Origin of the sequence: Blautia sp. HCP3S3_C12 (assembly GCF_052064155.1) — a bacterium.
GTDB lineage: Bacteria > Bacillota > Clostridia > Lachnospirales > Lachnospiraceae > Blautia_A.
Genome location: NZ_JBQHWC010000002.1, coordinates 402,437 through 409,250, shown reverse-complemented (window position 1 = coordinate 409,250; position 6,814 = coordinate 402,437). Strand labels below are relative to the sequence as shown.

The following is a 6,814-nucleotide window of genomic DNA, read 5'->3' as shown; positions in this document are numbered from 1 at the left end:
AAATACTCCTTTTCGATAAGAATTGTCATATCTGAATTCTTACCAAAAAGGAGTTATTTTTTACCAAAAACACAAACTATTTTACACTACCCTTTAGGGCGTTCTAAATTCCATTCATTTGGACTTCCAGTATAAATATCATACTCGTAATTACAAAAAGTATCTTGATGAATTTTTGAACGAGCACTTACGAGTGAATTTTCAGTTATCTCCGTAGATTCTACAGTGCCATACTCAACAAGACCAGTATTATTATCTTTTTGAGCAACACAAATTGTATTGTTTACTGTATCATATGTAACAATATATGTCAATTCACCATCATTAAGAGAAACTGTTCTTGTTCCATTTTCTTCAACAATTTGCAGTTCATCTGTTGTACCGCTTTCTGCTGCAAAAGCTACTGTATTTAACGAGAAAAGCATAGAGAGTGCCAAAAGAATACTTATAATTTTTTTCATAGTAATACGTCCTTTCTTTAACTGTCCATAAATTTGTTCCCAAAAAATAAAGCGCATAATCCAATAATAATTTCTCTGGATTATGCGCTATACTTACGGTTTTAATTCTTTGCCTCTAAAACTGAAAGTGGCGGCAACTCGATTTGCGCATAAAATCACATGACGGATATAATACTTTAATCATCGTTTACCACCTCTCTCAATTCGTTTTCTAAATCTTATTTGTATGTACTCACAGTATACACTATATGAACTAATAAATCAATATCAGAAATATCTTATGATTGTGCAAAACATAATTTATCCGCGCTCTGTTTCCTTGCCCCGTTCCGGCTCTCTGTCCTGTCTTAAAATACTGTCAATGTTCTGCTTGATAACGTCGTATTCCCGGACTTGCTTTTTGAGCTTGCCATAGTCGGCGTAAAGGGCTTCTTTCTGCGCTTGGAGGGCTTCATACTCTGATTGCAGCGCAGCGAGGTTGGGGAACTTGGTAACGCCCGCCGCTTTCATAGCCCTTGCAGCGGCTTCATGGAGGATAATATCGCGCTCATGTGCGGCGCGGTATTTCTCTTTATTCTTTGCCTTACGGTATGCGTCATAAACAGGTTTTGTCTTTTGGTAGGTGGAAATATTCTTGATAAAGACCGCCATATCCGTAAGACGCTTTTCGACGTTCTTCAATGCGTCTGCGGCCTGTTCGCTCTCTGTCTGGATTTCCGCTATCCTTGCCGTTAAATCCGCATACTGTTCAATCTTATGTTCCGTCAAGAAATTCATGGTCTTAGCTGCCTGTTTCAGATTATGGATTTTCGCCCATTGTTCATAACCTTTGCTCTGCGCTGCTTTGATACTGTTCTCAATATCAATAAGCAGACTGACGCCGCCCCGATCTGCGCGTGGAGCTTTCCCGGCGCGGGCGCGTTTGCCGCTTATCCGTTCCCTTATGGCTTCCTCTGTATAATCTGCGCCGAGGGTTTTAAGGCGGGTAAACCGTTCCTGCCCCGGAGCGCGGCACGATACATATTTCCCCGGTTTTATCTCATAGCCCGCTGCTTGCAGCCGTTGTAGTAGTTCCTCAAAACTTGATACTTGGGGAATGAGTGCGTCAACGGCGATTTTCAGCTTGCCTTTCCAACTGGTTCCCGTTTTCTCTGCCTGATACTCTGCATAGCTCTTTCCCTTACTCCCTTTGCCGGGAACGACAACAGACAATCCATTTTCCCGGCACAGCTTGTCGCTCATGTTCCGTATGCCGTAATAGCTGCGCTTATTGGAATTGTATTTGTGGTGGTCTACGAAATTGACCGCGCAGAAAATAATGTGGTTATGAACGTGTCCTTTGTCAATGTGCGTCGTCAAGACATATTCATGCTGCCCTTTGGTTACTGCGTCGGCAAGCTGCCGCCCGATTTTGTGGGCGGTTTCATAATCCACTTCCCCCGGCTCAAAGGACTGTATCAAATGAAAGGCTAAATTGTTGCCCTTTTGGAGAGCTTGCGACAGGGTATATTCAAACTCAATGTCTGCCGTTTCATAGGCGCAGCCGAAAGAGGACACAAGCATTTTCCCGTCCGTCTTATCTGGATTTTGGATATAGTCAAGGGCTTTGCTCAACGTGCTTTTAACAGGCTTAATCTTTGTAACCGCCATATCTCCGCAAGCACCCCCTTTATTTCCTCTATGTCCTCTTGGTAGACGCTGCCCGTCGCGTTGACACGCTTTGCAATCTGATTGACGTTGACACCGATTTTCTGTATTTCCGCTGTCATTGCCTTAATGTCGCTATGGTCTACTTGAATGATGTACCCGTCAATGGCAATCTTCCTAAGATATGCCGCCATGTTCCGGGTGGGTATGAGCTTCATTTTTTCAAGAATTAAATCCCGTTCTGCTTCCGTTACTCTGAATTTGATTTGTACCGTCCTTTTGCGCCCGTCCATGCTTTCGCTCCTTTCCGTTCCGAGGGTTTGGGACACTTCCCAACAAGCAATTTTCAACCGACGCGCCGCAGCGCAGGAGGGCGAAAATACGGAAGTGGGTACCCGCTTCCTATGCTTGCTATGAAAGTTTTTCCTTATTCCCTACTACAACGGAAAGCCCCGTTTTGCCAAACTTACGCAAAAGAAAAACGCTGCAATCTCAAAAAGATTACAACGCTTCCTAAGCCTATTCAGTTTTCGTTTTCGACTTCTGCAATTTCTTTCGCTGTTGCGGTAACAATCCGTATGCCCTTATCGCTCATGCTGTCAAGCAGCGTGTCGAGCTGCCGCCTTTGCGTCGATTTTTCCGCTGTCTTATCCGGGAAAAAGAATTGGTCTACGGATAGATATGTCATAACGGGTTACAAGCTCATAAAAGATTTGCAGGCTTGGCTGTTGCCCTTTGTTTTCAATATTCGCAAGGTAGCGAGGGGAAATGTTCATTTCGTCGCTTACTTTCTTGCGGCTTTCATTTCTGCCTGTCCGCGCTGCTTTTATGGCTTGCCCGAAAGCTGCAAAGTCATACAAAGGTACTGGTCTTTTTGCCATAATAATTCACCCAACTACATTTTACTGTTCCTTTCTTTGCTTGGATATGCTTACACAGTACCTACTATTAGCCAAAATAATTCATATTATTGCCGGATAAAAACATATTGACAAATTTCAATTTGTGTATATAATAGTTTATAGAAGCACGTCAACAGGAGGTGAGATTATGGAACTTGATGAAAAAAAAATACCAACGATTTTCAAAGCATTTTGTGATGAAAACCGTGTTAAAATTTTGAAACTATTGCTTACAGGAGAGAAGTGTGCTTGTGTACTATTAGATGATATGCACATTACGCAACCAACGCTTTCCCACCACATGAAAATACTTTGTGATTCTGGTATAGTGATAGGACGCAAAGAGGGGAAATGGATGCACTACTCTATTTCAGAGAATGGCGTGCAGTATGCAATAGATTGTCTACAAGCGCTTATGATTACAAGTGCAGCATTTGAAAATAAGTCGTGTTGTGATAGGTAAGTTTACTTACTTTTCCGCACGACTTATCAAAACATCAACATATAGACAAATTTCAATATTTCTATTTCAAGGAGGCTATTTATGGATATGCTAAAAACAGGTTGGAACTTCTTTCAAAATGAAGTTTTAGGTATGGCATGGCTTAATCGTCTAATAGGTAATTTAATTAACGCTTGCGGATTAGACGCAACGAGCAAAATCGGTGGTAGTATTCAATTTTTTGTTTACGACACAATCAAAATCATGGTGTTGTTAGGGGTTCTGATTTTAATTATTTCATATATTCAAAGCTATTTCCCGCCGGAACGGACAAAGAAAATTCTTGGAAGGTTTCATGGTATCGGCGCAAATATAATTTCTGCGCTCCTTGGTACGGTAACGCCTTTTTGTTCTTGTTCTTCCATTCCTCTGTTTATCGGTTTTACAAGTGCAGGTCTGCCGCTTGGAGTTACTTTTTCTTTCCTGATTTCTTCTCCAATGGTTGACCTCGGTTCGCTTGTTCTGCTAATGAGTATATTTGGGTGGAAGATAGCCGTTGCTTATGTCGTGCTTGGGCTTGTGATAGCCGTTGCAGGTGGTACATTGATTGAAAAACTACATCTTGAAAGCTACGTTGAGGATTTTATAAGGGGTGGAAACAGTCTTGATGTTCCGCAGGAAGAACTACACTTCAAAGACCGTATCAAATACGCATGGGAGCAGGTTTTAGCAACAGCAAAAAAGGTTGCCCCCTATGTACTGATTGGCGTAGGTATCGGTGCATTTATCCATGATTGGATACCCGAAGATTTTATTGTCAAAGTGCTTGGTACGGGTAATCCCTTTGGCGTAATCCTTGCGACGATTGCGGGCGTTCCCATGTATGCGGATATTTTCGGCACAATTCCGATTGCAGAAGCCCTACTTGCAAAGGGCGCACAGCTTGGCGTTGTCCTGTCCTTTATGATGGGCGTTACCACGCTTTCGCTCCCGTCCGTAATCATGTTGCGAAAGGCAGTTAAGCCGAAGTTGCTCGGTATCTTCATTGCAATTTGTACCATAGGAATTATTCTTATAGGCTATTTTTTCAATGCAATTTCTTACTTGTTAATATAAGCGAATATAAAATTTTTTGGAGGTAATTATTATGACATTATTTGGTTTTGGAAAGAAGAAAGAAAAAGAAATAAACGCTCCTGTTTGTACTTGCAATGGTAACTGTTCCGTGTCTGAAACAGTTGAACCGGAAAATTTGAATAACTGTTGTCAAGACATACAAGGCAGAATTTGCTGTATCAAGGTATTAGGTTCAGGGTGTTGTCATGCTCTTTATGAGAACACACAATCCGCCGTTAAAGCAATGGGGATTTCCGTAGAAGTAGAATATATTACGGACTTGAAAAAGGTTATGGAATATGGCGTTATGAGTGTACCTGCTCTTGTTGTCAACAACAAAGTAGTATCTACGGGGAAAGTGCTGAAAACAGAAAACGTGCAAAAACTGTTACAAAAAATCGTTTCCGAAAAATAAATTTAATATCAAATTTACGCCTTATTATCAATAATTCAAATAGCGATTTAATGCTATGTAAAACAACAAAACTGCCGAATGTAGGCAGATAAAACGGCGGTTTTGAAATATTTACTCAAAACCGCCGTTTTCTTTTTGAAAAATAAGATAACGGGGGGTGTATTAAAGTCGCCCTTTTTTGAGGATACGGCGGTATCAAGGAGGTATCGCCATGTCCTTTTTCTATATCGCCATATCTTTTAGCTTATCAAAAAAAGCCCGACCGCCGCCGGGAACACTTCTACCCTCATATATGAACTGTCAAATCATCTAAATACCGCTTACAATTCCTTTGCGCTTGTCTGCATCTTGCAGACAGGCGCATTTTGCATTTTCGGGAGGTTTTTTCAAAAAAGTTTCGCTTTCATTCGGCGTTTGAAAAAATCGCCTGTATTATCCCGCGAAAAGGGGAGGTACCGCCACCTTTCAACACGAAAGGAGGTGAGAACATGGAACCTAATCGCGTGGAATTTCAGAAGCAATGTATCTTTCAAAGTTTCTGTAAACGGGTGCTGCACAACGAAGCCTGCAACGCCCACGAGGAAATCCGGCGTCGCAGAGCAAAGGAAGTGTCGTTTTCCGACCTTGCCTTGCATGAGGAACGACAGCTTTATACGCTTGATAAGTATTTTCAAGACGAAGAAGCCGAGCCGAGCTATCAGCAGGCAGGAAAGAAAATCACGCCGAAGCTGCTGCTTGAAGCAATCCGCACTTTGCCGGAAGAAAAAAGGAAAGCTATCATGCTGTACTATTTCGAGGGCATGACCGACGTGGAGATTGGAAAGTTATTCAATACGTCGCGCAGCACGATACAGTACAGACGGACAAGCTCTTTTGAAATCTTGAAGAAATATTTGGAGGAACACGCTGATGAATGGGACGAATGGTAAACAATCTGACTTCCCGGACGTTGCCCTTGTTCCCTATCCTGTCATTGTGGCAGCGACAAAGGGCGACCCGGACGCTATGAAAATTGTCTTGCAGCATTTTAGTGGTTACATAGCGAGCCTTTCCATGCGGAAGCTCTGCGACGAGCGCGGAAACGTCTATTTTGGCGTTGACGAGGATATTCGCCAACGGCTGCAAGCAAGACTAATGAGGGCAATCCTCACATTTAGGGTTGAATAACTGCACCGATACCGAAACGTCTTAACCCCTTTTCCGTTTCGTATCAATCCGCAGCAGCCCCGTATGTTCCTTGACAAAGAAAGCGACGCAAGATAACGGCGACGCAGTATAGGGCAAACCGGGTACGTCCTTTTTGCGCCGAGCCATACGGAGGGTGCGCCATGACGCTATTCCTCTATCGGGAAAAGCCGAGCGAGAAACACCGCGACGGGAAGCAAGTTAGCAGCTTGCGGGCGACAACACGCATTGAGGGGAGATAAGCCTTTACAGCCACAGTCCGAGCGTTCAGAGCGTCGCAGGCAATGGGTAAAGCTGCCTTAAATGAGCAGGGGTGCAATTCCCGCGAGGTTGTGCTAACAGCCGCCCGGTTAAAGCCCACTTTTTGTAACTTGACTTTTTAGCCATTTATGAAAGGGGGTATTTTCCTATGGCAAAAAAGGAAACAGCAAGCCCCGCTATCCCTGTATTCCCTATGTTAAAGACCGTTGAGCAAATGAGCAAGATTAGCGGTATCGGGGAAAATAAACTGCGCGAGCTTATGGATAGTGGCGAGCTTGAATATATACAAAATGGAAACCGTCGTTTGATAGCTGACGCTGCAATCTGGGACTGGTACCACAGGGCAAAGACGACAGCGAAGCCCCCGGCACGACAGGGAGGTTAA

The 6,814-nt window shown here is 43.2% G+C and carries 9 protein-coding genes and 1 pseudogene; 6 read left to right on the top strand and 4 right to left on the bottom strand.

The window, feature by feature from the left end; genetic code table 11:
* Positions 1 to 86: 86 nt before the first annotated feature.
* The 4 genes and pseudogenes from ACTNDS_RS04060 to ACTNDS_RS04045 form a co-directional block, all read right to left on the bottom strand.
* Positions 87 to 461, bottom strand: a complete 375-nt coding sequence (locus ACTNDS_RS04060; RefSeq protein ID WP_441033845.1) for a hypothetical protein — start codon at positions 459 to 461, stop codon at positions 87 to 89.
* A gap of 300 nt (positions 462 to 761) precedes the next feature.
* On the bottom strand, positions 762 to 2,111 hold the full coding sequence (locus tag ACTNDS_RS04055) for a relaxase/mobilization nuclease domain-containing protein (protein ID WP_070470199.1): 1,350 nt from the start codon (positions 2,109 to 2,111) through the stop codon (positions 762 to 764).
* Entirely contained in the window at positions 2,072 to 2,401 is a 330-nt protein-coding gene (locus tag ACTNDS_RS04050) for a plasmid mobilization protein (RefSeq protein WP_033120022.1), read from the bottom strand. Before ACTNDS_RS04050 ends, ACTNDS_RS04055 begins: the two co-directional genes overlap by 40 nt.
* Positions 2,402 to 2,631: 230 nt before the next feature.
* Positions 2,632 to 2,989, bottom strand: a pseudogene (locus ACTNDS_RS04045) (helix-turn-helix domain-containing protein).
* A 169-nt stretch (positions 2,990 to 3,158) separates the two neighbouring features.
* Between ACTNDS_RS04045 and ACTNDS_RS04040 the strand changes: the two are divergent.
* The 6 genes from ACTNDS_RS04040 to ACTNDS_RS04015 all read left to right on the top strand — a co-directional run bounded on the left by ACTNDS_RS04040 (position 3,159) and on the right by ACTNDS_RS04015 (position 6,814).
* Positions 3,159 to 3,473, top strand: coding sequence for an ArsR/SmtB family transcription factor (locus tag ACTNDS_RS04040; RefSeq protein WP_070470194.1), 315 nt, complete (start codon positions 3,159 to 3,161; stop codon positions 3,471 to 3,473).
* Positions 3,474 to 3,554: 81 nt separating this feature from the next.
* Entirely contained in the window at positions 3,555 to 4,568 is a 1,014-nt protein-coding gene (locus ACTNDS_RS04035) for a permease (protein WP_070470191.1), read from the top strand.
* A 31-nt stretch (positions 4,569 to 4,599) separates the two neighbouring features.
* Positions 4,600 to 4,983 carry a thioredoxin family protein gene (locus ACTNDS_RS04030; protein WP_070470188.1) on the top strand — a complete coding sequence of 128 codons (384 nt, stop codon included), beginning with the start codon at positions 4,600 to 4,602 and terminating at the stop codon, positions 4,981 to 4,983.
* A gap of 488 nt (positions 4,984 to 5,471) precedes the next feature.
* The gene (locus ACTNDS_RS04025) at positions 5,472 to 5,912 is read left to right on the top strand and encodes an RNA polymerase sigma factor (protein WP_033120017.1); all 441 of its coding nucleotides are present in this window, start codon (positions 5,472 to 5,474) and stop codon (positions 5,910 to 5,912) included.
* Positions 5,893 to 6,150 (top strand): helix-turn-helix domain-containing protein, encoded by a 258-nt coding sequence (locus ACTNDS_RS04020; protein WP_033120016.1) that lies wholly within the window; start codon positions 5,893 to 5,895, stop codon positions 6,148 to 6,150. The genes ACTNDS_RS04025 and ACTNDS_RS04020 overlap by 20 nt, the downstream gene beginning before the upstream one ends.
* Positions 6,151 to 6,577: 427 nt before the next feature.
* On the top strand, positions 6,578 to 6,814 hold the full coding sequence (locus ACTNDS_RS04015; RefSeq protein ID WP_033120015.1) for a helix-turn-helix domain-containing protein: 237 nt from the start codon (positions 6,578 to 6,580) through the stop codon (positions 6,812 to 6,814).